This is a genomic window from Bradyrhizobium sp. USDA 10063 (assembly GCF_054063735.1).
Genome location: NZ_JBSSGP010000002.1, coordinates 1,178,252 through 1,203,283, shown reverse-complemented (window position 1 = coordinate 1,203,283; position 25,032 = coordinate 1,178,252). Strand labels below are relative to the sequence as shown.

Annotated in this window: 32 protein-coding genes and 1 tRNA gene; 13 read left to right on the top strand and 20 right to left on the bottom strand. The window is 63.6% G+C overall.

The window, feature by feature from the left end; all coding sequences use genetic code 11:
• Window position 1: 1 nt before the first annotated feature.
• Together ACVJGD_RS07615 and ACVJGD_RS07610 are read right to left on the bottom strand one after the other, a co-directional pair.
• Window positions 2-2,815: an autotransporter family protein gene (locus ACVJGD_RS07615; RefSeq protein ID WP_456633773.1), complete on the bottom strand. Its 2,814-nt coding sequence runs from the start codon at window positions 2,813-2,815 to the stop codon at window positions 2-4.
• A 390-nt stretch (window positions 2,816-3,205) separates the two neighbouring features.
• Window positions 3,206-3,463: a hypothetical protein gene (locus tag ACVJGD_RS07610; RefSeq protein ID WP_456633772.1), complete on the bottom strand. Its 258-nt coding sequence runs from the start codon at window positions 3,461-3,463 to the stop codon at window positions 3,206-3,208.
• 215 nt (window positions 3,464-3,678) lie between these two features.
• Here ACVJGD_RS07610 and coaD point away from each other — a divergent pair, with 215 nt between their 5' ends.
• The 5 genes from coaD to queA all read left to right on the top strand — a co-directional run bounded on the left by coaD (window position 3,679) and on the right by queA (window position 6,881).
• Complete coding sequence (gene coaD, locus ACVJGD_RS07605; RefSeq protein ID WP_456633771.1) at window positions 3,679-4,176, top strand: pantetheine-phosphate adenylyltransferase; 498 nt, start codon at window positions 3,679-3,681, stop codon at window positions 4,174-4,176.
• 39 nt (window positions 4,177-4,215) lie between these two features.
• Complete coding sequence (locus ACVJGD_RS07600) at window positions 4,216-4,779, top strand: peptidylprolyl isomerase (protein ID WP_456633770.1); 564 nt, start codon at window positions 4,216-4,218, stop codon at window positions 4,777-4,779.
• Window positions 4,780-4,788: 9 nt separating this feature from the next.
• Window positions 4,789-5,223 (top strand): hypothetical protein, encoded by a 435-nt coding sequence (locus ACVJGD_RS07595; RefSeq protein WP_456633769.1) that lies wholly within the window; start codon window positions 4,789-4,791, stop codon window positions 5,221-5,223.
• Window positions 5,199-5,663, top strand: coding sequence for a peptidylprolyl isomerase (locus tag ACVJGD_RS07590; protein ID WP_456633768.1), 465 nt, complete (start codon window positions 5,199-5,201; stop codon window positions 5,661-5,663). The genes ACVJGD_RS07595 and ACVJGD_RS07590 overlap by 25 nt, the downstream gene beginning before the upstream one ends.
• A 141-nt stretch (window positions 5,664-5,804) precedes the next feature.
• The gene (gene queA / locus ACVJGD_RS07585; protein ID WP_456633767.1) at window positions 5,805-6,881 is read left to right on the top strand and encodes a tRNA preQ1(34) S-adenosylmethionine ribosyltransferase-isomerase QueA; all 1,077 of its coding nucleotides are present in this window, start codon (window positions 5,805-5,807) and stop codon (window positions 6,879-6,881) included.
• A gap of 103 nt (window positions 6,882-6,984) precedes the next feature.
• Here the strand turns inward: queA and ACVJGD_RS07580 are convergent, their stop codons facing one another.
• The 3 genes from ACVJGD_RS07580 to ACVJGD_RS07570 all read right to left on the bottom strand — a co-directional run bounded on the left by ACVJGD_RS07580 (window position 6,985) and on the right by ACVJGD_RS07570 (window position 10,123).
• Window positions 6,985-7,536, bottom strand: a complete 552-nt coding sequence (locus ACVJGD_RS07580; RefSeq protein WP_456633766.1) for a PepSY domain-containing protein — start codon at window positions 7,534-7,536, stop codon at window positions 6,985-6,987.
• Between the two features lie 743 nt (window positions 7,537-8,279).
• Window positions 8,280-8,993 (bottom strand): TetR/AcrR family transcriptional regulator, encoded by a 714-nt coding sequence (locus ACVJGD_RS07575; RefSeq protein ID WP_456633765.1) that lies wholly within the window; start codon window positions 8,991-8,993, stop codon window positions 8,280-8,282.
• 92 nt (window positions 8,994-9,085) lie between these two features.
• Window positions 9,086-10,123 carry an aspartate-semialdehyde dehydrogenase gene (locus ACVJGD_RS07570; protein ID WP_456633764.1) on the bottom strand — a complete coding sequence of 346 codons (1,038 nt, stop codon included), beginning with the start codon at window positions 10,121-10,123 and terminating at the stop codon, window positions 9,086-9,088.
• 253 nt (window positions 10,124-10,376) lie between these two features.
• On the opposite strand from ACVJGD_RS07570, the gene tgt reads away from it, so the two are divergent.
• Window positions 10,377-11,510 (top strand): tRNA guanosine(34) transglycosylase Tgt, encoded by a 1,134-nt coding sequence (tgt, locus tag ACVJGD_RS07565; RefSeq protein WP_456633763.1) that lies wholly within the window; start codon window positions 10,377-10,379, stop codon window positions 11,508-11,510.
• Between the two features lie 3 nt (window positions 11,511-11,513).
• Here the strand turns inward: tgt and ACVJGD_RS07560 are convergent, their stop codons facing one another.
• A complete protein-coding gene (locus ACVJGD_RS07560; RefSeq protein WP_456633762.1) occupies window positions 11,514-11,729 on the bottom strand; it encodes a hypothetical protein in 216 nt (71 codons plus the stop codon).
• Between the two features lie 234 nt (window positions 11,730-11,963).
• On the opposite strand from ACVJGD_RS07560, the gene cysK reads away from it, so the two are divergent.
• Together cysK and ACVJGD_RS07550 are read left to right on the top strand one after the other, a co-directional pair.
• Window positions 11,964-12,941, top strand: a complete 978-nt coding sequence (gene cysK / locus ACVJGD_RS07555; RefSeq protein WP_456633761.1) for a cysteine synthase A — start codon at window positions 11,964-11,966, stop codon at window positions 12,939-12,941.
• A 2-nt stretch (window positions 12,942-12,943) separates the two neighbouring features.
• Window positions 12,944-13,183 (top strand): BrnA antitoxin family protein, encoded by a 240-nt coding sequence (locus tag ACVJGD_RS07550; RefSeq protein ID WP_456633760.1) that lies wholly within the window; start codon window positions 12,944-12,946, stop codon window positions 13,181-13,183.
• Between the two features lie 208 nt (window positions 13,184-13,391).
• Here ACVJGD_RS07550 and ACVJGD_RS07545 read toward each other — a convergent pair whose 3' ends face one another.
• Window positions 13,392-14,816 (bottom strand): caspase family protein, encoded by a 1,425-nt coding sequence (locus ACVJGD_RS07545; protein WP_456633759.1) that lies wholly within the window; start codon window positions 14,814-14,816, stop codon window positions 13,392-13,394.
• A 183-nt stretch (window positions 14,817-14,999) separates the two neighbouring features.
• Entirely contained in the window at window positions 15,000-15,878 is an 879-nt protein-coding gene (locus ACVJGD_RS07540; RefSeq protein WP_456633758.1) for a DMT family transporter, read from the bottom strand.
• A 171-nt stretch (window positions 15,879-16,049) separates the two neighbouring features.
• Between ACVJGD_RS07540 and ACVJGD_RS07535 the strand changes: the two genes are divergently transcribed.
• Window positions 16,050-16,448, top strand: a complete 399-nt coding sequence (locus tag ACVJGD_RS07535; RefSeq protein WP_456633757.1) for a RidA family protein — start codon at window positions 16,050-16,052, stop codon at window positions 16,446-16,448.
• A 10-nt stretch (window positions 16,449-16,458) separates the two neighbouring features.
• Window positions 16,459-16,659: a hypothetical protein gene (locus tag ACVJGD_RS07530; protein WP_456633756.1), complete on the top strand. Its 201-nt coding sequence runs from the start codon at window positions 16,459-16,461 to the stop codon at window positions 16,657-16,659.
• Between the two features lie 47 nt (window positions 16,660-16,706).
• On the opposite strand, the gene ACVJGD_RS07525 is transcribed toward ACVJGD_RS07530, so the two are convergent.
• The 4 genes from ACVJGD_RS07525 to ACVJGD_RS07510 form a co-directional block, all read right to left on the bottom strand.
• Window positions 16,707-17,258 (bottom strand): hypothetical protein, encoded by a 552-nt coding sequence (locus ACVJGD_RS07525; protein WP_456633755.1) that lies wholly within the window; start codon window positions 17,256-17,258, stop codon window positions 16,707-16,709.
• Window positions 17,203-17,559, bottom strand: a complete 357-nt coding sequence (locus ACVJGD_RS07520; protein ID WP_456633754.1) for a hypothetical protein — start codon at window positions 17,557-17,559, stop codon at window positions 17,203-17,205. Before ACVJGD_RS07520 ends, ACVJGD_RS07525 begins: the two co-directional genes overlap by 56 nt.
• 198 nt (window positions 17,560-17,757) lie before the next feature.
• Window positions 17,758-18,357 carry a formyltransferase family protein gene (locus ACVJGD_RS07515; protein WP_456633753.1) on the bottom strand — a complete coding sequence of 200 codons (600 nt, stop codon included), beginning with the start codon at window positions 18,355-18,357 and terminating at the stop codon, window positions 17,758-17,760.
• A 197-nt stretch (window positions 18,358-18,554) separates the two neighbouring features.
• Window positions 18,555-19,844: a hemolysin family protein gene (locus ACVJGD_RS07510; RefSeq protein WP_456633752.1), complete on the bottom strand. Its 1,290-nt coding sequence runs from the start codon at window positions 19,842-19,844 to the stop codon at window positions 18,555-18,557.
• 135 nt (window positions 19,845-19,979) lie between these two features.
• Here ACVJGD_RS07510 and ACVJGD_RS07505 point away from each other — a divergent pair, with 135 nt between their 5' ends.
• Complete coding sequence (locus ACVJGD_RS07505; protein ID WP_456633751.1) at window positions 19,980-20,447, top strand: DUF5413 family protein; 468 nt, start codon at window positions 19,980-19,982, stop codon at window positions 20,445-20,447.
• Window positions 20,448-20,496: 49 nt separating this feature from the next.
• Here the strand turns inward: ACVJGD_RS07505 and ACVJGD_RS07500 are convergent, their stop codons facing one another.
• From ACVJGD_RS07500 to ACVJGD_RS07490, 3 genes are all read right to left on the bottom strand, one after another.
• Complete coding sequence (locus tag ACVJGD_RS07500; RefSeq protein WP_456633750.1) at window positions 20,497-20,745, bottom strand: hypothetical protein; 249 nt, start codon at window positions 20,743-20,745, stop codon at window positions 20,497-20,499.
• Between the two features lie 120 nt (window positions 20,746-20,865).
• The gene (locus ACVJGD_RS07495; RefSeq protein WP_456633749.1) at window positions 20,866-21,003 is read right to left on the bottom strand and encodes a hypothetical protein; all 138 of its coding nucleotides are present in this window, start codon (window positions 21,001-21,003) and stop codon (window positions 20,866-20,868) included.
• 190 nt (window positions 21,004-21,193) lie between these two features.
• Window positions 21,194-21,316 (bottom strand): hypothetical protein, encoded by a 123-nt coding sequence (locus ACVJGD_RS07490; RefSeq protein ID WP_456633748.1) that lies wholly within the window; start codon window positions 21,314-21,316, stop codon window positions 21,194-21,196.
• Between the two features lie 73 nt (window positions 21,317-21,389).
• Here ACVJGD_RS07490 and ACVJGD_RS07485 point away from each other — a divergent pair, with 73 nt between their 5' ends.
• Both ACVJGD_RS07485 and greA read left to right on the top strand, forming a co-directional pair.
• Window positions 21,390-21,743: a hypothetical protein gene (locus tag ACVJGD_RS07485; protein WP_456633747.1), complete on the top strand. Its 354-nt coding sequence runs from the start codon at window positions 21,390-21,392 to the stop codon at window positions 21,741-21,743.
• A 398-nt stretch (window positions 21,744-22,141) separates the two neighbouring features.
• On the top strand, window positions 22,142-22,630 hold the full coding sequence (gene greA / locus ACVJGD_RS07480) for a transcription elongation factor GreA (protein ID WP_456633746.1): 489 nt from the start codon (window positions 22,142-22,144) through the stop codon (window positions 22,628-22,630).
• 33 nt (window positions 22,631-22,663) lie between these two features.
• On the opposite strand, the gene ACVJGD_RS07475 is transcribed toward greA, so the two are convergent.
• The 5 genes from ACVJGD_RS07475 to ACVJGD_RS07455 form a co-directional block, all read right to left on the bottom strand.
• Window positions 22,664-22,894: a hypothetical protein gene (locus ACVJGD_RS07475; protein WP_454628273.1), complete on the bottom strand. Its 231-nt coding sequence runs from the start codon at window positions 22,892-22,894 to the stop codon at window positions 22,664-22,666.
• 242 nt (window positions 22,895-23,136) lie between these two features.
• The gene (locus ACVJGD_RS07470; RefSeq protein WP_456633745.1) at window positions 23,137-23,310 is read right to left on the bottom strand and encodes a hypothetical protein; all 174 of its coding nucleotides are present in this window, start codon (window positions 23,308-23,310) and stop codon (window positions 23,137-23,139) included.
• Between the two features lie 47 nt (window positions 23,311-23,357).
• Window positions 23,358-23,645 carry a hypothetical protein gene (locus tag ACVJGD_RS07465; RefSeq protein ID WP_456633744.1) on the bottom strand — a complete coding sequence of 96 codons (288 nt, stop codon included), beginning with the start codon at window positions 23,643-23,645 and terminating at the stop codon, window positions 23,358-23,360.
• Between the two features lie 672 nt (window positions 23,646-24,317).
• The gene (locus ACVJGD_RS07460; RefSeq protein ID WP_456633743.1) at window positions 24,318-24,527 is read right to left on the bottom strand and encodes a hypothetical protein; all 210 of its coding nucleotides are present in this window, start codon (window positions 24,525-24,527) and stop codon (window positions 24,318-24,320) included.
• 249 nt (window positions 24,528-24,776) lie between these two features.
• A tRNA-Lys gene (locus tag ACVJGD_RS07455) sits at window positions 24,777-24,852 on the bottom strand.
• Between the last annotated feature and the right edge of the window lie 180 nt (window positions 24,853-25,032).

Below are 25,032 nucleotides of genomic sequence, written 5' to 3'. Positions count from 1 at the left end.
TTCACCAGCTCCAGCGAAAACCAAGATCGTCACGCAGGCCGTCATGGCGGCTGTTGTCGGCGGTCTTGTCGATGACGAACTGATAGCCGAGCTGGCTGTAGAGACTGACGCTGTTGTCGAGCTTGGCGGTCAGTCCGGCGAAGACTTCGGTTCGCGTCGATTCGTCGAGCAACCGCACCTGGTCGAAGCCGAAGCTGGTGGTCGCCTGCGCTCCCCAGCCGCGCCAGAAATTCACGCCTATATAGGGCTGCCAAAGCACGCCGTTGTGGCCCTCGATGGTCCATTTGCCGCGCAGGCCGAGCCGGCCGGTCGGGCCTGATGTCGTACCGAGACCAACATTGCCAAGACCGTCATTGGCGTCGTTGAAGGTGATCTGCTGCCAGATGATCTGCGCCTGCGGTTCCAGCACGAAGTCGGGTCCAAGCGGCAGCGGGATCGGATAGCCGAACTCCAGCGACGAGGCGAAGCCAGAGCCATCGGCCGGCAGTTGCGCGGACCGCGTGGTCGCGAGGCCCCGGTAGATCGTGCCCTGCATGATCGCGTCGATGTACCAGCCGGTCGGACCGTAGTGGGTCCAGTAGCCGCCGAAGGTATAGGCATCGAGCGAAACCGTGCCGGTCCGTGTCAGCATGTAGGCGGTCGCGCTCGGATTGGTGATGAGACCATCCACGTTCATCTCGGCCCGGCCGTAGGCGAAATAGACGCCGGCGGCATCGCGATGCCCGGGGGCCGAGCTGCCGCGCCAGAGATCGACGCCGCCCTGGACGCCGCCGAGCCAGCCGCTCGCGCGCGGATCGGCGAAGGCCTGATAATGGTTATCGATCTGCTGGCCGAAGAACCGTCCCCAGTCCGACCGGCCCCATCCCGTGCCTGTGCCGGCCGCGTTGGCGAACGTCATGGTGTCGCCAATCCGCTGATTGAGCGTGCCGAGCGTGGCCAGTCCGAGCTGGCGGGCGGCGGGTTGCACGACACCATACGTCGCAAGTTCCGGCCCGATGATCGGATAGAGGCCTGGCGGCAGGACCCCGGGAGGCGGGTCGGTCGGCAACACCGGAGGCGGCACAGCCAACGCAGGGGGCGCCGGTGGAAAGACTGGTGGTGCCGGCGGTCCCGGAGGTCCGGGAGGCCCCGGCGGCCCTGGAAGACCCGGCGACGTTGGTGGCGGCGCTAGCCCTATCGGCGGCACCGGCGACACCGGGAACGTCGAGCGCAGGAACCAGCTATCCGGTGAGCCGCCAGTGAGGTCGCCGCGGAACAGGAAGTAATCATAGGCGCCGCCGCGCACCCGGCCGGCAAGCGAGAACGCGCCGGGGGCGGTGGTGCCGCCGTTGACTGCATCCACGACGAGGATGCCGTCGGCCGTGGTCTGGTCGCCCGGACCGTTGGTGTTCCTGATCCTCAGATTGGTGGAGCCGGTTGCGGTGCCACCATTGATAATCAACCGGTCGGACGGCGAGCCGTCGCTGCCGAGAAACGTATTGAGCGCGATGAGACCGCCTGCGCCAGTGTAGTTGTTCGCCGTCAGCGTCTTGTAGCTCGACAATTGTGTCGTATCGCCCGTCGGCGGCGTGTAGATGATCTGGCTGTCGTTGTTGGTGACATTGGTCGCGTTCGAATTGCCGGTCATCGTCCAGATGGTTCGATCCGTCAGATTGACCGTGCTGGTGCTGCTGGCATCGGTCGTGATCACGCCTTGCAGGGTCGATGTCCGCGCGTTGAACGTCGTGTTGCCCGACGCGCTCGTCGCGAGCAGGGTATTGTTGTTCGCGGTCGCGATTGCATTGACGAGGTCGATATTGGCCGTGGCGCCTTGCACGGAGAAGGACGCATCGCTCGCCGTGATCGTGCCGTCACTGTAATTCAGCGTGTTGGCGGCGCCGCCTCCGTTGAACAGGAAGCCGCTGCCGCCATTCCCGGACGCCGTCACATCGGTGCCGGTCATGGTGACCGTGCCGCCGTTCTGCAGCAGCCCGCCCGCACCGTTGATGACGGTGACCGAGCCGCCGCTCATCACAACGCTGCCGTTCGTGTCCGCCCGCACCCCGAAGTCACCGGCGCTGCCGCCCACCGAGAGATTCACGTTGGTTGCCGTGATCGTGCTCCCGGCGCCTGTGGCCCAAAATCCGGAATCCCCACCTCCCGAAGACGACACCGAATTATTGATCGCGCTGTTGGTCAGGCTGATGCTTGCGCCATTCTGCGCCTTGAAGGCGTTCTCTCCACCCGATCCGCTGGTAATGTTTACCGTCAGGCCGTCAGCCGTGATGGCGCTCGTCGCCCCATTGGACAAGAACACCGCAGTACCGAAGCCACCGCTGGGCACGGTGACCGACGAACCAGGGGTGAATTGGACAAGTCCGCCGTTTGTCGCTTCCACCAGGGCCGCGCCAAAACCGTTTGGCCAATTGACCGTGACGCCATTCGCGATGATCGTCCCGCCGTTGGCGCTCATCGCCATCGCGCCGCCGCCAGTATTTCCCAACGTGATTCCGTTGGCGATGATCGTGCCGCCGCTGGCGGCGCTCAAGGCGAGGCCGGCCGCAGTCACGTTGGCATTTGCCGTGACCGTGGCGCTGGTGGTGGCGCTGATCCCCGTGCCGCCGCCATTGGCCGTGATAGGGCCGTTCATGCTGACATTGCCGCTGTTCGACGCGTCGACGGCCGTTCCGAAGCCAGTGGTCACAGGGTTGTTGTCGACACAGGTCCCGCCGCTCTGAAGGATGCCGCCATTGGCGGGGTTTGTGTTGCATGCCTGCGCGTGGGCGTTTGGTGCGGCACCGAGCGTCGCGATGCCGAACAGGACGATCGCCGCCAATGCGACCTCAAGCGGGGCTGCGTCCCCGGCGTTCGAACGCCTATCCCCGTGCTGGTCCGAGCTCCGCAGGACCAACGCAGTAAGCACGATCCTTCGACCACCGTTGCGGCCGTGACCTACGCAGCCAAGCATCAGCCCTCTCCCAGAATAGCGGGTCGAGCAAATACCGGTCAGGTCATGAGATCGGCTAAGTACGCGCGCGGAAGGCAATGCCTCCGACTGCAATGCTCCAACTTCTACAACGTCCGGTAGTGGTCGGGCAATGCGAGCCGATACAATTAGTGCGAGTGTTGCGCAATGGCAGCACCGCAATGCGGTTGTGCCCGCCGGTTGGCGATCCGGCGGGCACGGCACACGCTTGCGGTGAAGAGGAGGGGGGGGAGGCTTTTCCTACGGGGTGCGGTCGGCGGTGACCAGACGAGCTTCGCGGACTGCGGCCTTGCCGCCGGCATTGCGGAGGCAGGAGGCGTCAAAGTTCGGCCAATTCTGCTCCGAGCAGTTGTTGGCGGCGGGGCGGATATCCAGCCGGTCGGCCTTGGCGAGGGCGCGGGGCACGCTGGCTTCGACCTGGGGCGCAAAGCCCGGGAGAACGGTGAGCGCAGCGGCAATGAAGGCGGCAACGGCGACGGCGGAAAGTGCCTTGATCATGACGGTCCCCTGTCGGTGGGCCTTGCTGGCCCGTCGTTTCGTTGGTGGGCGTGATAGAGGTCGTCCGTTTCCCGCTGTCTTCGCCGGGGTCGAAAATGGTTTCGTTCCCTCGGGATTCTGTTTCATCGGGGCCAGACCGATGAAACATTGGGTTCAGGGCGCGCTAGGGAACCCGGTTGGCTTGCCGGCCAGCCCCGGGCAGGTTAGAGGGGGATATGCCTCGCATCGCGCTTTATCCCGGCTCGTTTGACCCGGTTACCAACGGCCATCTCGACGTGGTCAAACATGCCGTCGCCCTCTGCGACCGCCTGATCGTCGCCATCGGCGTCCATCCGGGGAAGAAGCCCCTGTTTTCGGTCGAAGAGCGCCTGGCGATGCTGGCGGAGGTGTTCGGCCCCGTCGCCGCCAAAGCCGGCTGCGCCTTTGAATGCATCACGTTCGACGATTTGGTCGTCACCGCAGCGCAACGCGCCGGTGCTACGATTCTGATTCGGGGCCTGCGGGATGGCACCGACCTCGACTACGAGATGCAAATGGCGGGCATGAACGAAGCCATGGCGCCCGAGGTGCACACCGTGTTCCTGCCGGCCTCGCCGACGGTCCGACCAATCACGGCGACCCTCGTCCGCCAGATCGCCGGCATGGGCGGCGATGTCTCCAGCTTCGTGCCCAAAGCCGTTGCCGTCCGCCTCAAGGCCAAATTCGCCAGCTAACCTTCGCACTCATACCCCAGTATCCGCTCCGGAGCTTTCATGATCCGAATTCTCGCCGTTCTCGCCGCGCTCCTCTGTGTGGCTCCCGCGGTCGCGCAGCCGTTGCCGGCCAATCTGGACAAGGCCAACGCGATCGTGATCGACACCAACAAGGGCCGCATCGTCATCAAGCTCAGGACGGACATCGCGCCGCAGCATGCCGAGCGCATCAAGCAGCTCGCGCGCGAGGGCTATTACAACAACGTGCCGTTCCACCGGGTGATCGACGGCTTCATGGCGCAGACCGGCGACGGCCAGAACTTCAACGGCACCGGCGGCTCGAAATACCCGAACCTGAAGCAGGAATTCTCGAACGTCCCCTTCAAGCGCGGCATCGTCGGCATGGCTCGCCGTGGCGACAGCGTTGACAGCGCCAACTCGCAATTCTTCATCATGTACGCCGACGGGCCGAGCCTGAACGGCCAGTACACCGTGATCGGCGATGTCGTGTCCGGCATGGACGTGGTCGACAAGCTGAAGAAGGCGCCGTCCGGATCGCCGAGCGGCGCAGTGACCGATCCCGACAAGATGGTGAAGGTGCAAGTCGCATCCGACATCAAGTGAGGGCCGGCGATGCTGCGCCGCAAGCCAATTCTTTGGTTTGCTGCGCCACTGATGCTGCTTGCCTGCGCGGCGCGGGCGCAGCCGGCGCCCGAAAAGCTGGACACGCTCAAGGATCTTTTCATAAAGCTGCACAGTTGCTTCAAGCCGCCGCCGCTGTCGCAGGCCAACCCGATCGACATCACGGTGATCGTCAGCTTCAACCGTCAGGGCGCGATCCTCGGCCGTCCCAGGATCACCTATGAGACGGCAGAGGCGAGCGAAAATGACCGTTTGCAATACCGCATCGCCGTGATGCAGGCCTTGGAACGCTGCACGCCGTTACCATTTACCGATGCACTGGGCGGCGCGGTTGCCGGCCGGCCGATGGCGATTCCTTTCCGAACCCGCAAGCGTCAACCCGAAGCCAAAGAGAGGCGAGCATGGCTGTCACCGAAAATACTCTGATCCTCGAGACCACCCAGGGTCCCGTCACCATCGAGATGCGGCCGGATCTCGCGCCAAACCACGTCGCTCGCATCAAGGAGCTGGTGCGCGAGGGCTTCTACGACGGCATCGTGTTCCACCGCGTGATCGACGGCTTCATGGCGCAGACCGGCTGCCCCCATGGCACCGGCACCGGCGGCTCCGGAACGAAGCTGAAGCAGGAATTCAACAAGGAGCCGCATGTCCGCGGCACCACCTCGATGGCGCGCGCCGCCAATCCGGATTCCGCCGACAGCCAGTTCTTCATCTGCTTCGACGACGCCTCCTTCCTCAACGGCCAGTATACGGTCTGGGGCAAGGTCACCGAAGGCATGGAGAACGTCGACAAGATCAAGCGCGGCGAGCCGGTGCAGAACCCCGACAAGATCGTCAAGGCGCGCATGGCCGCTGACGCGGAGTAGTTGTTTCCCCTCATGGTGAGGAGGCGCGAAGCGCCGTCTCGAACCATGAGGCCCCCATGTTGCTACAGTGGGGCCTCATCCTTCGAGACGCGCGTTCCGCGCTCCTCAGGATGAGGGTCTGATTGTACGGCGCTCGGCACCATGCGCACGGATCTCTTCGACTTCGACCTCCCGCCTGAACGGATCGCGCTGCGGCCCGCGAGCCCGCGCGATGCCGCGCGGATGCTGGTGGTGCAGGGCGACGGCGTGCTGCGCGACCGCACGGTGGCCGAGCTGCCGCAATGGCTCGAGCCGGGCGACCAGCTCGTGGTCAACGATACCAAGGTGATCCCTGCGCAATTGACGGGCCGCCGCATCGGCCGCGAGACCGAGCCGAAGATCGAGGCGACCTTGATCAGGCGGCTCGATGGTTCGCGCTGGCAGGCGCTGGTGAAGCCGGCGAAGAAACTGACGGAAGGCGACACAGTCCGCTTCGGCAATGAAGGCAAGATCTGCCTGCTCGGGCATCTCGATGCGCAGGTCGAAGCCAAGGGGCAGGAGGGCGAGGTGACGCTGTCATTCTCGTTCCATGGGCCTGCACTCGACCAGGCCATTGCCGATCTCGGCAGCCCGCCGCTGCCGCCTTACATCGCTTCCAAGCGCACGCCCGACGAGCAGGACACCGCCGACTACCAGACCATGTTCGCGGCCAATGAGGGCGCGGTCGCGGCCCCGACCGCGGGCCTGCATTTCACGCCGGCGCTGGAATCCGCGCTGCGCGGCCGCGGCGTCGATATTGTCAGACTGACCCTGCATGTCGGGGCAGGGACGTTCCTGCCGGTGAAGGTGGACGACACCTCCGAGCACAGGATGCATTCCGAATGGGGCAGCATCTCCGCGGAGACCGCTGCCGCGCTGAACGCGGCGCGCGCCAAGGGCGGACGCATCGTCGCGGTGGGCACCACCTCGCTGCGGCTGCTCGAAAGCGCGACGAGCGAGGATGGCACTATCCAGCCGTTCACCGGAGACACCGCGATCTTCATCACGCCGGGCTATCGCTTTCGCGCGGTCGATATCCTGCTCACCAATTTCCATCTGCCGCGCTCGACCCTGTTCATGCTGGTGTCAGCCTTCGCAGGGCTCGAGACCATGAAGCAGGCCTATGCGCATGCGATCGCGGCGGGCTACCGCTTCTATTCCTACGGCGACGCCTGCCTGCTCTTCCGCACGCACGCGTGACGCGATCCTGTAGATCTGTAGGGTGGGCAAAGCGAAGCGTGCCCACCATCCGCACGCCGCAAGAAATGGTGGGCACGCTTCGCTTTGCCCACCCTACCTACTATCAACGCCCCTTACGGCGGGGCGGTTCGAGGATCACCTGTTTCAGATCCAGTCCGCTGACGACGATGACCACAAAGTTCAGCTTGCCGCGTTCGCGTGTCAGGCCTCCGCTGATGGCCTTGCCCGAGGCGGCTCGTTCCGCCACCCGCACTGCATCCGAGAGCTGCTGCTCGACACCCGACAGCGAGGCGATGTTGGTGCGGTCCTCCGTATTGAGTTCCTTCAGGGAAGATACCAGCCGATCCTTGGAAATCTCACCGGTGGCAGCATCGACGGCATGCTCCCAGAGCTGACCGTCATAGAACGTCCGGACACGGTAGACCGGCGCGCCTGATCCCCCGTCAAAGCTGACATCGGAGGTCCTCGCGCCGGCGTGCGCCCGCTCGGCGATCTCGATGGCGCGGCTGAGCGATACCTGTGCGGTCCGGAAGAGCTCAATCTGGTGGGCGACTTCCAGGTCGTCAGAATTCGTAGCCTGCTCCTGGCCGGAAGAAGACTCAGGGCTTGAAGGGGCGGCGACAGCAAAGGAGGGCGCGGATGCGAGCAGCGTCAAGAGACCGATCACGAGCAGGTGCCGTGTCGTCTTGGACATCGCCCTCGCGGAGCGAGTGCGCGGATTCACCATCAATCCTCCTTCGTGGCTGAGAGCACCTGGTCCGCAGCAGTGCGTCTCCCATCATTTGGCACTTCGATCCGGCATTTTTGAGTTCCGAACCGAGATCACACCGCGGCATTTTTCGCTCAACCGCTGCTTATTTGCGTGAAGGCACGACACAATCTGGTCGGTGTCCGGTATGGAACCGGAGCAAAACCGGAAGACGTCGGGTGTGCAGGCTTCGCGCTCTTCCGGTGTTCCCTGATCTCCTGCATTGGCCGGCGCTGTGCATGACAGCGCCGTGATCGCAAGACCCGCGGCCGCGAATTGGATGCGTCTTTGCAACGTGGCAGGGGCCAATGAGGGGATCCTTCCTGGTCGAGACGACTACCGCGCGTCGTGTCACCTGCAGCAGCGTTCTTCTCGTCAACTTCGTTGCGCCGAAAGGACACGGCCGACCCGTGTCCGGGTCGGCCGTCCGAACAACGCAAGCCGGGCTTGGGGGCCAGGAGAGACTCGGGTTGCGCCGGTCGAAGTCTGCGACGGCGTGAGCACTGGGCAACATCCGGTGCGGCGAACATCGCCGGCCCACTTAATGAAACCATACGGTATCGTTTAGTTATCGTCAACCGCTTTCCAGCGCTGGAATGCCTCCCAAATCGGAAGGCTGTCGGCAGGGTCCGGCATGGCTTATCGAGATGTCAGCGGGGCGGGCGGGTCCGTGCGTCGGGCCGGCGCGGCCGACCGCCCGGTCCGCCGATGCCGGTCATCAAAAGCCGCAGGGAAGCCCGCAGGCGTTTTTCCTCTGCCTTCCGGTCGATTGGAATGCCGTTGGTGGCCTGCCGGAAGGTGTGGCCGACGGTGATGTTGAGATAGACCTCGGCGGCAATCGTCGTGTCCTCGATTTGGACCGCTCCCTCGGCGACCAGGCGATCGAACAGACGGGTCATCGTCGAAACGGCTTTCAGGTAACCTTCTTCCTCCGCGAGCCTTGCGAGCTCGGGAAAATTGGTTGCCTGCGCCGCGACAATGCGGCTCAGGGCGCCAGGCTCGGGTCCGCTGATCAAATCGAGCATCTGCCGCGCGAGATTGAGGAGAGCCTGCTCGACGGAAACGCTGGAAACGTCGCTGCACTGCATTTCCGCTGCCGTCGCGAGCGGGGAGAGCCAGCGCGCAATCTCGCGCCGCAGCACGGCCTCGAACAGGCCGCGCTTGTCGCGATAGCGGGCGTAGACGGTAGGCTTGCTGACCCGCGCCGTCTCCGCGACGGCGTCGATCGACGTCGCCTCGAAGCCCCGCTCCAGAAAAAGCCGGGTGGCAACCTCGATCAGCCGCAGGTCGCGCTGGATGGCGGCGCTTTTTGTCGGGCGGCCGCCGCGAGATTTCGCAACGCTCTGCCGTGCCGCCCGTGCCATTAACCTCGTCAGTGGTTTCGTCCTCTCCGCGCTACGGTGTTCTCCGCTCTATATCGCGCCGACGCAGAGTCGTCATCGCCAATCTGGCGGCCTCATGCCATCGCGCGCTCGGGCAACAGCTCCGCGATCTGGACCGCGTTCAGCGCCGCGCCCTTCAGGAGCTGGTCTGCGGCCACGAAGATCGAGATCGAATGGCCGCTCGGGTCGCTCAGATCCTTGCGGATGCGGCCGACCAGCACGTCGTCCTGGCCGGAGGCATCGATCGGCATCGGGAAGTAATTCCCGGCGCGATCGTCCACGATCCGCACGCCCGGCGCGGCCGCAAGAAGCGTGCGCACCTGGTCTTCGCTGATCGGCTTCTCGCATTCAAAGGTGATGGCCTCGCAATGCGCGCGCAGCACCGGCACGCGGACGCAGGTGACGCCGACCGCGATTCTGTCATCCTCGAAGATCTTGCGGGTCTCCTTGATGACCTTGGTCTCCTCGTCGTTGTAGCCGGTCTCTGGATCGACGGCGGTGTTATGGTTGAACAGGTTGAAGGCATAAGGATGCGGCATCACCTTGGGCGTATAGACCTGCCCATTCAGATTGGCGCGGGTCGATTCCACCAGCTCTTCCATGGCCGCGGCGCCGGCGCCGCTCGCGGCCTGGTAGGTCGAGATGATCACGCGCTTGATGCGGTTCTTCCGGTGGATCGGCCACAGCGGCACCAGCGCGGTGATCGCGGCGCAGTTCGGGACGGCGATGATGCCCTTGTGCTCGCGGATACGGCCAGCGTTGATCTCCGGGATCACCAGCGGCACGTTCGGGTCCATGCGGAAGGCGGAGGAATTGTCGACGACGACGGCGCCGGCCTTCACCGCGATCGGCGCGAACTTCTTCGAGACGCCGCTGCCGGCCGAGAACAGGGCGATGTCGACGCCCTCGAACGAGCGCTCATTGAGCTCCTCGATGACGAGCTTCTGCCCGCGGAAGTCGATGGTCTTGCCTGCCGAGCGGCTGCTTGCGAGCGGCTTCAGCTTGCGCACGGGGAAGCCGCGCCGGTCCATGGTCGCGATGAACTCGGCGCCGACGGCGCCGGTCACGCCGGCGATGGCAACAACAGGATCGTTCTTCACGGGAATCTCCATCAGGATGCGACAATAAAAAAGCCCCGGACCTTCATCAGGCGGGGCTTCGGTTTGAGATGATGCGGTCGGTTCGACTATGCGCGCACGCCTCCCAAGGCCCCGGAGAGCTCTTTGGTCGTGGTGGTGCGTTTGGTCGCGGTCATCATGGCGGCGGAACTTATGCGGGAGAGTTTGGGCGCCGTCAACGGCCTTGAGGTCGGAATCGGCCTCGGCGCGGTTGAATCGGGGCCGTTGTCACGCCATAAGCGGCCGCATGAGCCTTCCCAATCATTTCGAACTGCTCGCGACCGACGGCAACGCCCGTACTGGCCGGCTAACCACGCCGCATGGCGTGGTGCGCACGCCGGCCTTCATGCCGGTCGGCACCGCCGGTGCGATGAAGGGCATGCACTGGCGCGAAGTGCGCGATGCGGGCGCCGACATCGTGCTCGGCAACACCTACCATCTGATGCTGCGGCCCGGTGCCGAGCGCATCGCAGCGCTCGGCGGCCTGCAGACGTTCACCGGCTGGAACGGGCCGATGCTAACGGACTCCGGCGGCTTCCAGGTGATGTCGCTATCGGATCTGCGCAAGGTCAGCGAGAACGCAGTGACCTTCCGCTCGCACATCGACGGCGCCAAGGTCGAACTGTCGCCGGAGCGCTCGATCGAGGTGCAGCGGCTGCTCGGCTCGGACATCGCGATGCAGATGGATGAATGCGTGCGGCTGCCGGCCGAGCGCGACGATATCGAGCGCGCGATGCGGCTGTCGCTGCGCTGGGCTGAGCGCAGCAAGCGCGCCTTCGAGACCGCACCTGGCGGCTACATGCTGTTCGGCATCGTGCAGGGCGGCGATGTGCCGGAGCTGCGACGGCGCAGCGCCGAGGCGCTGGTCGAGATCGGCTTTCACGGTTACGCCATCGGCGGGCTCGCGGTCGGCGAGCCGCAGGCGGTGATGCTTGCGATGATCGAGGAGACTGCGCCGGTGCTGTCGGCGGACCGTCCGCGCTATCTGATGGGCGTCGGCACGCCGGAGGACATCCTGGAAGCAGTCGCGCGCGGCATCGACATGTTCGACTGCGTGATGCCGACGCGGAACGGACGCCACGGCGTGGCGTTCACGCGGTTCGGGCCGGTGAACCTGCGCAACGCGCGACACGCCGACGATCCGCGTCCGCTGGACGAGGAGAGTGCATGGCCTTCCGCGCGCAGCTATTCGCGCGCCTATCTGCATCATCTCGTGAAATCGGGCGAGACGCTCGGCGCAATGCTGCTGTCGGAAATCAACATCGCCTATTACCAGCAGCTCATGCAGGACATTCGCGCCGCGATCGCAGGCGGGAGATTTGAAGATTTCCAACAGCGAACGCGCGCCGATTGGGCGCGCGGTGACATCGCCGCCAGATAGGGTCTAGTTGCAGACGAAGCGCTTGACCGCGTGCTTGGTCACGAAACCGTAACCGCAGGTGTCGCAGGTCCAGAGATAGCTGATGATGCTGTCGTACAGATAGGCGGACGCTTCCGCCGCTATCATTGAGTCTGCACACACCGGACAGGTCGGTAGATCGCACCCGCGCGGATCCGGACGAACCGCGATGGTCGAGGGGATTTCAGCGATGGCTGTCATCGTGACCTCCTTCCGATCTGACCTGGGGGCTTAACGTACGGATAACTTATACACCGGTTTCTTTGACGTTGTCGCAACACAAATACGTTGGTTTATCGCAATTTAGAAACATTTCGCTGTTGCGATGCAGCGATTTGTTAATCGCTCGTTTCCCCTTCTTGCGCTGCGGTGTACGCAGTTCCTAACTAACGAAGGCCGCGATGTCCGCGGCACATTTTGTCAGGGAGTCCCGCGATGGATGCGTCTTCAACTACGCGTGCAGTGCAACGGCCGGGACGAGGGCTGGTCTATGACTCCATCGTGGATGCGATCGGTGACACGCCGATCGTCCGGCTGCGCAGATTGCCGCAGGCCCACGGCGCGCACGCGACGATCCTCGCCAAGCTGGAATATTTCAATCCGGCAGCGAGCGTGAAGGATCGCATCGGCGCTGCGATGATCGTCGCGATGGAGAAGGCCGGCATCATCAATGCCGATACGGTGCTGATCGAGCCGACTTCGGGCAATACCGGCATCGCGCTGGCGTTCGTCGCGGCCTCGCGCGGCTATCGGTTGAAACTTGTGATGCCGGAATCGATGTCGATCGAGCGCCGCAAGATGCTGGCGTTCCTCGGCGCCGAACTCGTGCTGACGCCGGCATCGCAGGGTATGAAAGGCTCGATCGCGACCGCGGAGGAGCTGGTGCGCACGACGCCCAACGCGGTGATGCCGCAGCAGTTCAAGAACCTCGCCAATCCGGAAATTCATCGCCGCACCACCGCGGAGGAGATCTGGAACGATACCGGCGGGAACATTGATTACTTCGTCGCGGGCGTCGGCACCGGCGGCACCATTACCGGCGTCGGGCAGGTCCTGAAGCCGCGCAAGCCGTCGCTACGCATCGTCGCCGTCGAGCCCGAGGAAAGCCCCGTGCTGTCGGGCGGTCAGCATTCGCCGCACAAGATCCAGGGCATCGGCGCCGGGTTCATTCCGGATATCCTCGATCGTTCCGTGATCGACGAGATCGTCAAGGTCAACAGCACCACCGCGATCGAGATGTCGCGCGCGCTGGCGCGCAACGAGGGTATTCCCGGCGGCATTTCCTCAGGGGCGGCGATCACCGCGGCGCTTCAGATCGGCAAGCGGCCGGAAGCGGCGGGCAAGACCATCCTGGTTGTGGTGCCGTCGTTCGCCGAGCGCTATCTGTCGACGGCACTGTTTGAAGGGATCTAGCAATGGCCGATCAGCCCAGACGACCGCGCACGCTAAATGACGCCCGCAGCGAGGCGGAGGCGGCGTTCAAGCGCGCTACCGCCAAGGTGGCGGAAGCGCCGCCGAAGCCGAACGCCGTTCCCGGCGTGCGCGAACAGGTCACGCTGCGCATCGACCAAGACGTGCTGGAATGGTTCCAGGAGAGCGGCCCGGGATGGCAGGACCGCATCAACGAGGCGCTACGCAAAGCGGCGGGAAAGTAGCTCCAGCGAGGAGCCGCCACCAGAGCAATCGCAGATTAGGTTGAAATGCAGCCCCGGTGAAGCTGCGCTCCCTCTCCCGCTTGCCGGGCGCTTGCCGGGGAGGGCCGGGGTGGGGTGTCTCCGCATTGGGACTCCCCGAGTGGAAAGAGCCCTCACCCGGCGCTACGCGCCGACCTCTCCCGCAAGCGGGAGAGGTGAAGTCAATCCTCTAGCGACGGAACGCGCCGCCCAGCATGCCACCCACGACGCCGCCGACGAAGGCGGCTCCGGGATCGATGCCACCGCCATGGTGGCGGGGAGGAGGGGGAGCGCTGCCGCCGCCACCGCTGTTGGCGCGGCGGCGCGGGCGTTCTTCATCGCTCGAACTCGTCGACGTGGTCGCCACGACCTCGGTCAGCAGCGCCTTGTGCTGGAATCTGTTGAGGTAGCCGCTCTTCGGATAGCCACGCGCGGCCTGCCAGCGCGTGATCACGGCGCGGGTAGGCTCGTCGAACTTGCCGGTCGCCTTGACGTCGAAGCCGAGCCCGTTCAGACGGCGCTGCACGTCGCGGCGCTGGCCCTTGTCGAGGCCGATCTGGTCCTCGGTGACCTGGCTCGCCTCCTCGGTAAAGGTCGCAGGATCGATGCCGGCCGTCAGGTTGCGCGTTTGCGTGCTCGGAGCTGCGCCGCTCTCGAGCGCGGCGATGCGGGCGAGGGCGAGCGAACGGAACTGGCCGTTCGGATAGCTTGAGAGATAGGCGTTGAGCTCTTCGGTCTTGTTGGAGTCCTTGATCGAACGCCAGAATTCGAGCTCGACATCCGAGCTCGGCGCGGCCGCAACCGCGGTCGATGCCGCCGGAGCGCCGGCGGCCGGGTTGTTCGCCGGCGCGCCGTTGAGATAGACCGAGCCGATGAGGTTGGTGTGGCCCCAGGGCAACTGGCCCTTGTTGGTCTCCTCGTTGACCTGGGCGCGGACCTTGGTCATCGCCTGCTGGATCTCGACGCCGGGCTGGGTGATGTTGGCGATCAGCGCGCGCGTGAACGGGCTGTTGGCCCCTTCCTGACCGTCGAGCGCGGTCTGGCCCGGGCCGGTTGCGAACGCGATCAGGGTGCCCTCGCCGGATTTCATTTCGGCAAGGCCGGTCTGCACATTGACGCTGCGGGTCGGCGAGTTCGACTTGATCTTGGCGGCGAACGGATTGTCGCGGCAGGCATCGAGGAACACCAGCTTGACCTTGGCGTCGCTCATGGTCTGGTCGAGCGTGAGGTCGATGTTGATGGCAGAACCCAGTTTGACGTCCATCTCCGACTTGATGTCGGCATCGACAGGCAGGAGATAGTTGGTGCCGCTGATCGCGATGCCGTGGCCGGCATAGTAGAACACCGCGATGTCGGCTCCTTGCGCCTTCTTGCCGAAGTCGAGCAGCTTCTCGGTCATCTTGTCGCGGGTGAGGTTGGTGCCTTCGACCACTTCGAAGCCGACATTGCGCAATGCGCCGGCCATCGATTTGGCGTCGATGGTCGGGTTCGGCAGCGGGGTCACGTTCTTGTAGGCGCCGTTGCCGACGACGAAGGCGACGCGTCTGTCGGCATGGGCGGCGGTTGCGGTCAGCGCCATGCAGATCAGGGACGCGAGCAGGGTAAGGGTGCGCATCTGAAATCCCCCAGCAGAATCGAAAACACTTTGTCTGTAACGCGTTGTGTCAGACTACACGAAAACACCACCGTTCGCGCAGCAAAAAAATACCGCTGCGGTCGAGGGGAGAATCCGTTGCCATTAAGGCATGCCACGAAACGCGCCGCGACTGCGTGATCTATCTCACAGCCGTGTCGAATGTCAGGTCCCTGCACGGGCGTGAGCCGGCGCGTTCGGTTTCAAATTCAAGAGATTACCGGTCAGGATCAGCACCGCGCCAAGCACGGTGAACAGGTCGAGGCGTTCCGAATAGATCAGCCAGCCCGCGGTCGCGGTCAGCGGCACGCGGAGGAAATCCATCGGAATCACCACGGTCGCATCCGCGTACAGCATCGCGCGCGCCATGCAGTAGTGCGAGAAAGTGCCGCAGAAGGCGATCAGGACCACCCAGATCCACACATGCGCCGGCGGCCATGTCCAGACATAGAGCGACGGCACGAGGCCGGCGGCCGACTGCACGACCAGCATCCAGAAGATGATCGCCAGAGTCTGCTCGGTGCGGGTCAGCGACTTCACCATCGCAACCGAGATGCCGAAACCCACGGCTGCAGCGAGTGCGATCAATTGGCCTGGATTGACCTCGCCCGTGGCGGGACGGACGATGATGATCACGCCGATCAGGCCGAGCACGATCGCCACGGTCTTCCACATTGTCATGCGTTCGCCGAGGAAGGCTGCGGCGAGGATCGCCGTCCAGATCGGCATGGTGAATTCGATCGCCACGACCTGGCCGATCGGGATCAGCGTCAACGCGAAAAACCAGCCGAGCTGCGCGCCGTAATGGATCAAATTGCGCGCAATGTGCATGTGCACGCGCGCGGTCTTCAGGATCGACAATCCGCCATTTGCGTGGATCAGCGGGTACAGCATGAAGAAGCCGAGGATCGAGCGCGCTTCCATGAGCTGGAACACGTTCATGTCGCGCATGGCTTCGCGGCCGGAAATCGCGATGACCAGCATCAGCGTAAGCCAGCCCGCCATCCATAACGCGGCCTTGGTCTTGGAAGGGGTGCGGTCCATCGGTGAAGCGGAAAAGCGGAAAAGGAGAGGGCGAGCGGGGACGTCGGTATCGGCGAGGTCTACGCGATTTGCAACTCGCAATTCCGAGAAGGCAGCGATGCAGGTCCTTGAGCTTTGCCGTGAGCGCCTGTTCGGTGCTAAGCATCGCCCCGCGTTTGGGAGGATAAATTCATGCATGTCTTGCAACCGGCCGAATGGTCGAAACCCCGCGGCTTCTCGCACGGCGTCAGCTTCGAGGGACCCGGCAAATGGATCGTGCTGGCGGGCCAGACCGGCGGCGACGAAAAGGGCGACTACGCGCCGGACCTCGCCGCGCAGGTCGCCACTGCGCTGAAGCGGATCATCAAGCTCTTGAGCGAAGCCGGCGCCGGGCCTGAGCACATCGTGCGTCTGACCTGGTACCTGACCAGCCGCGCTGAATACGAGGCCGCGGGCGCCGGGATCGGCGCGGCCTGGAAGGAGACGCTGGGGCGCAATTTTCCGCCCTCCACGCTGCTCTATATCGACGGCCTGGTCGATCAGCGCGCCAAGGTCGAGATCGAAGTCACCGCCTTCATTCCTGCGGCATAGGAGGGCGCGAATGACAAACCGCAAAACGTCGGCGGATTTCGTGACCGGCTTCGCCACCGGCTGGCCCGAACATCAGCCTGATATCATGGTGCTGTCGTTGACGACGCACAAAGGCGTGCTTGATTTTGCGTTCAACAAGGAACAGGCCCTGCTGATCGCCAAGACCATCAAGGACACCGCCGAGCGGCTGGCGAAGCCGAAGACGAGCTGAACCCTTCGCGTGTTAGTCGCCTGCCTCCGCGGGCGGCTACTCGCGCGCTACTTCGACAGCGAGATGTTGGCCTCGCGGAAGCCGTTGTCGGCCCTGATGCTGACGGATTGCTTGTTGCCGCTCGTCCGCATGCTGAGGTTGGCGTTGAACCCGGCGGCACTGGCGGCAACCTGGAAATTACCGCCGCCGCCGCGGCCCTGCAGATTGCCGCTAATCCCGCGGCTGCCCTCGGTCCAGTTGCCGGAGATCGCGCTGCCCTGGGCGACCACATCGGCTTGCAGGTTGAACTTGTAGGCATCGCTGGCGCAGGTCAGTGACATCGCCATGTTAACGCCGCCGACGCGGTAGGTCGCACGGCAGCGAATGCGTTCCCTGGAGCCGTCGTCCAAGGTCACGCTGCCGCCACCAGACCAGGTGCCGGCCATCCCAGCAAACGGGCCTGACTGGGCATGGCTGGGGGAGACCGCAAACGTCGTCACCGCAAATGCGGCGGCGAGGGTCAGCCGGCGTGCGGTGGGGAGCAGTTTCGAAGTCCGCTGGATCTTACTGACGGGAGGCTTCCCATCGACCGCTGCACGGCACGCCTGCTGATGCCCCATTCCACTTCCCCGATCCGGAGTTGCCACTGAGTTGACCGTTGGCATATGCACCATTGATCGAGACCCGCACAAGGCCCTCGCGGCCGACCCTGCCCGAGATGCCGGCGCCCGGCGCTGAGATTTGACCGTCCGTGACCGTCACCGTGGAAGAGGTCGAGGGCTCGCAGGTTCCGGTCTTGGTGACCACGGTGACCTGCCAGAGGCCATCATAGGGCTGCTGGGCCGAAACGGGGGCAGAAATCACGGCAGCAGAACCGAGAAAAGACGCAAACAAGAGCGCGCGAATGCGGTCAGGACGCATGGATCAGATTTCCTTGAAATGTGTGTGATCATTCCGGCTTATCCGGTCACAATGTGTTCAAAATGGGCCGTCCTGTGGAAGGCAAAAAGTTCCTTTGACATCAAGCACATCATGGTGAATTCGCGTGGTGAATTCCGATGGTGAATCGGCGCACAGGAAGAGGCGGGGCGTTCGATTCTTCCGGCATGTTTGAGGCAGTCAGTGCCTGGCGTCCGAGAGACTCGGTGCCTTGGTCGCGAATTGCTCATCCTGCGGCTTGGCGGGAAGGCTGCCATGGGCTCTGGCGTAATCGATCACCTCGGCGAGCAGCCGAAGGCCGAGCGGCGCCAGCGCCCGCTCCCAGAGTTCGCGCGCGGTTTCGCCTTTCTTGACGAACACCCAGTCCTGCGCAGCAATGGCGCCGGCATCCATGCGGTCGGCGAGATGATAGATGCTGCCACCGGCGATCGGATCAGCCTCCTTGATGGTCCATTCCACCGCAGCCATGCCACGATGTCGGGGCAGTAGCGAAGGGTGGTAGCCGATCCCGCCGAGTTTCGCGGCGGCAAGGGCCTCCTTGCTGACGCGGGCGTGGCTATGGGCCGTCACGATCAGATCGGTGTTGGGGGCGATCTCGGAGGCCACGACGAGCTTTGGGTTGGCCTGGACCACCACATCGATGCCTGTGGCCCGGGCGGCCGCCGCCAGCCGGTCTTCGCCATCGTGCACCACGACCCTGGCGACATCGACTTCGCGCTGGCGCAGCATATTCAAGGTCGCCACGCCGAAATGGCGGGAACCGACGAGGGTGATCCGCATATCTGTGTTCCGTACCTGATCTTGCCGTTATGCCGATAGCACAAGGCAACCGGCTGTCCTGCCGCCGGGGATGGACGAGTTCCTGGTTATCAACAGAACGGCGCTGCAGTGAGCCGGTCTGGCGCATGGGACGGGTGCGCAACAGCCGTCACGGCAGGTCGGGAACCGGCGGGCTTCCTGGTTTCAGGAGGAACAAGTCAGGTCTCTTCCACGCGGCTGGCCAAAGCCTTGTCGATCCGCCGGCCGTCGAGGTCGACGATCTCGAACTGCCAGCCATGGGCAGTGACCTTCTCTCCGACATTGGGGATCGCGCCGAATTCCTGCAGCAGGAAACCCGCAAAGGTCTGGTAGGGCCTCGGCGAGGGCAGGGTGATGTCCAAGAGGTCGGCAAATTCGAGCGCCGGCATCCAGCCCGAGATCAGGTAGGAGCCGTCATCGCGCTTGACGTAAGCGGGCTCGGCCGGCCCCTCCTCGGTGTGGAAGGCGCCGACGATCGCTTCCAGGATGTCGGCGCTCGTCACCACGCCCTGGAAGGTGCCGTATTCATCATGCACCAGTCCGATATGAACGGCGGAATCGCGCAGAATCGCGATCACGTCGCGTGCATCGACGGTCTCGGGGATCACCGGCGCCTGGCGGACCAGTGAGCGGATGTCTGGCGTTCCGCCCGACAGATACGCATCGAGCAGATCCTTGGCCTGCACGATGCCAAGCGCAATGTCGCGATCGTTGTCGAACACGACGGCGCGCGAGTGGTTGGTCTCGAGCAGCGTTGCATGGATCTCGGAGGGGGGATCGGCGAGGTCGATCGAACTGACCTCGTGGCGCGGCGTCATCACCGCACCGACCGGAAGATCGCCGAGCCGCATCACGCCCGCGATCATCTCTTTTTCGCCGGGCTCGAGCACGCCGGCGTTCTCGGCTTCGACCACCAGTGTCCTGATTTCCTCCTCGCTGACCTTCTCCTCGGCTTCGCCCCTATGGCCAAGCAGCCACAGCAGCGCCTTGCCGGAGCGATCGAGCAGCCAGACCAGCGGCAGCGAGATTCTTGCCATCCATACCATCGCCGGCGCGACCCTGACCGCGATCGCCTCCGGATCGCGCAGCGCGATCTGTTTGGGGACGAGTTCGCCGACGATCAGCGAGGCATAGGTGATGACGGTGACGACGAGACCGACGCCGATGGCATCCGCGAGCGTTGGCGAGACTCCAAGCCCCAGCAGCCACTGTGAGACCCGCTGCCCGAGCGTTGCCCCGGAAAACGCGCCCGACAGCACCCCGATCAGGGTAATTCCGATCTGCACGGTGGAAAGGAATTTACCGGGGTCTGACGATAGCGCCAGCGCCCGCCGCGAGCCGCTCACCCCCTTTTCGACCAGTCCCGCCAGCCTTGCCGGCCGGGAGGAAACGATCGCCAGTTCCGACATCGAAAGCAGGCCGTTGACGACAATCAGAACAAAAACGATCGCAAGTTCCAGATAAAGCACGATTAAACCTTCTTTGACGCTCAGCCGCGACAGCACCGAACATATAGGAAGCGCAACCCGTCTGGTTGCGGCTTGCCGACGCCGTCCGGAACAGGCGCTCCGTGCGAATGTGTTAACACAGGTTCGGTGTGAGGCATGTCACATCGTAAAGCCAAGGAGCGGCAGTACAAACCTGGGCATCGTGCGAGAAGGCATCAGGCCGCCATGAAACGCTTCCTGATCTTTGCGATCCTAGGACCGCCACTTGGCTTCATCACCGCGTTCTGGGGAATGCTGCAGTTCGCCAACTGGGCGACCGGCCATCCGCTCACGATCGAAGCGCGGCAGATCCTGCTGTTGCCGATGTCCTACCTCGTCGGCCTGCTTCCGGCGCTGCTTGCTGCGTGGATCGATCATCTCCTCGCGAAAGCGAATGCGGCCTATCGGATCGGCTACACCGCGCTGTTTGCCTATGCGCTGAGTTACGTGTCGATGTTCGGCGCGTTGTGGATGGGCGTTCTGCAGGATCCCCCGATCGTATTGTTCGGCCTGATCGGCGCCGTGCCGGCCGCCTTCTGCTCATGGCTGGCGACGGAGCGGCGCGGGCGGATGATCCGAGCCTGACGGCCTGGAGTTTCGACTCGAGTCAGAACCTGGATTCTTTTTGACGCGTCTAGCGCCAGGCAAGAATGCGCATCTCCGGTCGTGCGAAGTTGCGCTTGGGCTCTGCGCTATGCTGCGGCTGCAGCTCGGCGGCGCGCTTGAGATGGGCGCGCAAATCAGCGTTGTACTGCTTCATCTGGTTGCGCAGCTCGCGCCGGCCGAAAGCGGTGAGCGAGGGATCGGCGAGTTGCTGCCAGGCGGCACGGAGCCATTCCTGCAGCGCACGGATGTCTTGATCCAAGATCTCCGGCTGGGTCATGCCGCCAAAATCTCGCGAGATTCGATCAAGCGCATAGTAGGTCTGATTCGTCGCAAAACGCCTAGGACAAAATAGCGCCAGGGTTGCATTTCGAACGGCCGATCACCCGGATTGACATCTTCATTCGATTCTGTCCGGATTGGAGCGCAGCATATCCATCGCGACCCACATGCCGACGGGCACCGCAGCGATCATCGCGATGTGCCGGATTTGCGCGGTGGAAAAGCCGAGATCGTCGTGAGCGACATATTCCAGCATGATCGCCGCGTAGCCTGCGACAAAGATGGCGGCGATGAGCGTTGGCAGGTCGAAGTTGTCTTCCGTGGCGGCACCGCGATTCTACGGTGCCCTGTTCAGCGCGCCGACACGCGGACGGCTGTGACGTGGTTTACGTCAGATATTCAAGCCGCGTCGATGTCCCGTATCGGCCCTGAGCGGGTGCAGGAAGTTACTTGCGGCTCGGTAGCCGGACCGGGATGTGTGGCGACGTGCTGACCACGCGCTGACCTCCGTCGCTCTCGGTGTTGCTCCTCAGAGTCTCCAGCAGCAGGATGAATTTCTCGGCAAGCACGGCAGCCTCCATCAGTGCTTTATAATCTGTGCGAGGCGCGCCGGCGGCAATTCAATCAACTAAACGAGAGGTTGTGGACGCGGCCGTTGCTGCAACGCAAGCGCTGGCGCCGATGATGAGGTCGGGCAAAGCGTGTTCGAAGGTCTGGTCATGCTGCATCGATTGCCCATGCTCGACGCGTCCCGTATTCGCCCGGATGGATCGCGCCGCGGACTTTGCGTATGACACGACCGTTCCACCAGACGTCATCGCGCTGATGGGGCGGGGGATGATGCGACGAGGCCCGGTCTTCCAGGTGACCGGGCCTCGTTCTTTTTGCTTTTGGGTGGTGCACGGATGTCGGCACCCCGGGCGCGCCGATCTCGCTTCACCCGGCATTTTCCTGACGCCGCTTTTTCAACTCGCGATCGATCAGCGATCGTCGTGATATCGCGACGGGCTGGCATCGCTCGGTCCAAAGCGATTCAGTGCGTTCTATCGTTGCTTCTCAAAAAGTCGGGCCCCGGCTTGCACGGGGACAATCGCCGGGGCCCTTGGGGAAGGTGATCACGTCGTCCCAATCGACGGGGCGATAACCTGGGAGGCTGCGAGGGGTTCCGTCTCTTCCCAAGAATGATGCCGAATTATCCCGAATGAACTCGCTATCATCCGCTTCCGCTGTCGAGAAGGCGATCGAGGAACGACACTGGTTCGCGCTCGTTGGATATCTGCAGCCTTGGAGAAGAAGATGCCAGAAGAGAACGACCTTGAAGGCCTGCAGGACCAGGGCCGCAAGGGGAAGGTCGTGGGCGATCCGCGCCCCAGCCAGACGCGTACGGGAGCAAAATGAGCCGAGCTTTTGTCAGGGAAGGCGAGGGTAATCTTGACGATCTGCCCGATCGGCCGATCTCGGACGCGCCGAACGATGTCACCAGGGAAGGCCTTGCCCAGATCGAGGCCGCAGTCGCGGCTGCGCAAGAAGCGCTGGCGGCCGCGCAGGGGGAAGGCGATCGCACGGCGATCGCGAGCGCCTCACGCGACCTGCGCTATTGGAGCGCCAGGCGCGCCTCCGCCCATGTGGTCGCGGAGGCTGAGGACGACAGCCAGGTTCGTTTCGGACACGCGGTTACGATCCTCCGCGATGACGGTCGACAACAGACCTTCCGGATCGTCGGCGAGGACGAGGCGGATCCTGCTTACGGCACCGTCTCGCACGCCTCGCCATTGGCGCGGGCGCTGTTTGGCAGGACCGTGGGAGACGTTGTCCGCGTTGGCAGCGGCGAGGCGGAAATCCTCAACATCTCCCGCATGAATGCGGCCGGCGGCGCGGGGTGACAGACCTGCTGTTCCGACGGCGCTCGTTCTCAACTACATCACATCGGCAAAAACGTCGTCGATAACGGCAAGAGACACCGGGATCACCGCCAGTTCGTCCTGCTCCGAAGGACCTGAAGTCCCCTTGATGTCCTGGACGACCCGGCTCTTGAAATTACGGAGCCACTGCATCGGCTCCTCACCGCTCTGCAGCGCTTGCTCGGCCAATATGTGGCGCATCAGAACAAGCATCGCATGCTGGTAACCGACAAAATCAACATCCATTGCACTTCCTCGAAATAAGCTGGAGCAATTCCTCGCGGCCCCATCTTATACTTTTTCTTCGGGCCGATCCGCTGGATGAAAAACAAAACCCCCACCGACCGGGAGGAAGGCAGGGGCTCTTGCGGGTGGATGGCACGAGGCCAGGTGAAACCTAGGTGTCGCCCCAAGGACCCACGCGTTCAAGGAAAGCGCCGAGATCCGGTTCCGGCAAGACGATTTTGTAGGCAGCTATCTGGCGGGCGTTAGTCGGGCTCTTCGTCGGAGCCGCCCGAGCCTGCATCATCGAGCAGATTCAACGCGGTGTCGATCTGCTCGAGCAACCGCTCGATCTCGGCGCGTTCATTCGGACCGGGATCCTCCTGCAGCCGCTCGAGCAGCTGCTGTTTTTGCGCGAGGAGCTTTGCGGCGGTGGTCATTCGGATCTCCTGGCGCGCGAAACGCTGCAATGACAAATTCCCGCAGACTAACGGGACCTGCCGCTTGATCCAGGACTCGTCGTGCCTTCAGTTCCGCTGCCGGAGCCCGTGGTCTGGCTGCTGTTCGGCCGACCAGGAGCGTTGGCTGACGCGCCCGGCTTGTTCTGATCCGCCACATAGCCGGACTCTCCTGAATTGCGCGTCTTGACGCCTTTATCCGCCTCATCCTGCATCTGAGGATTGTTAGGTGCCGACTGCTGTTGCTGCTGTGCCATCGCGGGCATGGCGACGGCGGTTCCCAGAGCGACGAGCAGCGCTAAAATTGAAGTTCGCATCCAGGCTCCTCCGGTGTTCGCCCCTTGCTCAAACGCGCGAGGCCGCGAACGTTTCCCGGAGCATTAGAACAACGCTGGAGCCAGGCGTGTCTGGCCGTGCCCGCCAAGCGCAATCAAACCCGGCACATGTCGCTGGTACCATGTCCAAAAAAACCAGCCGACCACGCCCGTACAATAACGGGGTCTCAAATCAGGACAGTGATGAAAGCGGGGCCCGCATCAAAACGCGACGTGCGTGCGCTAACCCATCCGATAAGCGTCTAGCGCGTGCGCGATGAAGATTCCCACGCTCACCAGCGCGAGGATTGCTGCTGAGGTTTCGATCATTGCTTCACCTCCTGCTGTGCCAAGGAGGCGAGATATCTGCTGCACGATTGTTCCCAGAACAGGTCCAATATGAACTGCATGTTAGCCATCCCTGTTTTCGCTTGGAAACGTAGATAGACCGCACTTTGTTTCAGGACGTTTTCGTCGGCGCTGGAAAATGGTTTCGTGCGACGCGAGGGTTGTTTCGGCTGACGCAGTCCGCCACGGGAGGGACAAGATCAGGCCACAATCCGCGGGAGGAGCGGCTACAGCGACGCATTCATGCTGGGTGCCGGGATAAGCGGCTAGACATCCGCACACGCACCGTCGCCGCGCCATCGGCACCGAGAAATACGCCTCGTCGGATCAGTTCTTGCCCGCGGTACCCGGGCTTGATCCTCCGTACTGCGACGATCCGGTGCCGCTCAGCGAGGTGGGGCCACCGGCTGTGCCGTTCGGGTTACCCAGGTTTTTTGCCTGGTGGGCGCGGTGGTGACGCTTGGAAGCGGCGTCCGCCGGCACGAACGTCATCGAGAGCATGGCCAGAGTGGTCAGGGCAGCTGCAACGAATTTCATTTCACTTCCTCCTGCGGGACAGGTTCGTGTAGTTGGGCGCCCTGCGGAGGAAAACGAGATCAGGCCGGCGTCGCTGCTAGCGAGTTTCGTGCGAAATGAAAACTTGAGCGCGAGCAAGCAAATCAGTCGGCAAAGATCTCTGAGGCGGCGCGCGACACAAAGCGAAGCTTGGACCGCGAAGACCGCTCATCAACGCAGTCGCTTGGGCGCGGTGATCGGTAGATCTTCGTCGAGGTACGGGTTGAGTTGTGGTGAGCGCGGAGGGACTCGAACCCTCGACCCCATGATTAAAAGTCACGTGCTCTACCGCCTGAGCTACGCGCTCACTTACCGAAGCGTGACGACGCTTTAAGCTGTCATCCCGTTCCAGCTATGTCTGGCCATGATCCGCCGGAAACCGACTCCCGTTCTCCGGATCATGCTCCAGCCCGCGCTGTGTAGGGGGCGGGGCCCGGCGGGTCAATAGCGCAAAGCGCGGCACACGTATGGTCGTCCGGGCCCGGGT